2 protein-coding genes are annotated in these 1,278 nt (G+C 60.9%); one reads left to right on the top strand and one right to left on the bottom strand.

What is annotated here, in order from left to right; all coding sequences use genetic code 11:
* Positions 1–474, bottom strand: a 474-nt coding sequence (locus AC1DVH_RS31305; protein WP_477757047.1) for a response regulator, incomplete at its 3' end; no start/stop codon positions are given.
* 154 nt (positions 475–628) lie between these two features.
* Here AC1DVH_RS31305 and AC1DVH_RS31310 point away from each other — a divergent pair.
* A partial coding sequence (locus tag AC1DVH_RS31310) for a protein-disulfide reductase DsbD domain-containing protein (RefSeq protein WP_477757048.1) occupies positions 629–1,278 on the top strand: 650 nt, incomplete at its 3' end.

Consider the following 1,278-nt stretch of genomic DNA (forward strand, 5'->3'; position numbering starts at 1 on the left):
CAGCAGCGACTGTTCGCGGCGCGACAGGTCCACCGGCTGTCCCGCGAGCGTGGTTTCGCGGCTGCTCGGGTCGTAGGTCAGGGCTCCGTGTTCGATCAGGTTGACGCTGCGCCCCGCCACCCGCCGCAACAGCGTGTGCAAGCGTGCAGCGAGTTCACGCAAGTCGAACGGCTTGAGCAGATAGTCGTCCGCGCCGGCTTGCAGGCCATCGACGCGGTCGGTGACCGAGTCTCGGGCGGTGAGGATCAAAACCGGCAACTCCAGGCCTTGATGGCGCAACTGCTGCAGAAGCTTGAGGCCATCTTCGTCCGGCAACCCGAGATCGAGCACCATGACATCGAACTCCGCCACCTTGAGCATCGCCCGGGCGGCGGACGCCGTGGCGACGTGCTCCACGGTCAGACCCTGGGCGGTCAGACCGGCGACGATACCGCTGGCGATCAGTTCATCGTCTTCGCAAACCAGTACGTGCATGGGGAGCCTCGTAGAAATAAAGCCTATTAAGCCATTGACCGATTAAGTCGACATTATGCCGCAAGCGCCACCGCCACAAGGCCGGGGCGGTTAATCATCGGTTAATCGCCACCCGCCACTGTGCACCTCATTAGCACAGGGCAAAGGCTTATCCATGCATCGTCTGTTTTTACTTTTTACCCTCTTGATCGCGGGCCTGGCCCAGGCGGGAACCAATCCGTTCGACACCAAACCTGAATTTCTCCCGGTTGATAAAGCATTCACGTTTACCTCCGAACGTCTGGAATCCGGTGAAACCCAGCTCTATTGGCAGATCACCGACGGCTATTACCTGTACCAGAAACGCTTGAAGTTCGACGGATTGCCTGTCGGGCAGCATCCCGCGTTGCCGGAAGGTGAAGCCCACAGCGACGAGTTTTTCGGTGAACAGCAAGTCTACCGTCAGGGCCTGGAACTGAAGATTCCGGCGGGTGCCAGCGGCACGGTCAAGGTCAGCTACCAGGGTTGTGCCGATGCCGGTTTATGTTATCCGCCGCAAACCAGAGTCGTGGACCTGGGCAATGCCAATGCGCAGAGTGCGGCCAATGAGGCACCGGACCAGGCGCTGGCCAGCAGCCTGCAATATCGGGCGCTGGGCTGGAGCCTTTTGCTGTTCTTCGGCCTGGGCCTGTTGCTGGCCTTCACGCCTTGTTCATTGCCGATGCTGCCGATCCTGGCCGGGTTGATCGTCGGCAGCGGCGCCACGCCCAAACGCGGATTCGCCCTGGCCAGCAGTTACGTGGTCAGCATGGCCCTGGTGTATGC

It is taken from the genome of Pseudomonas sp. P4_C3, from assembly GCF_056402075.1.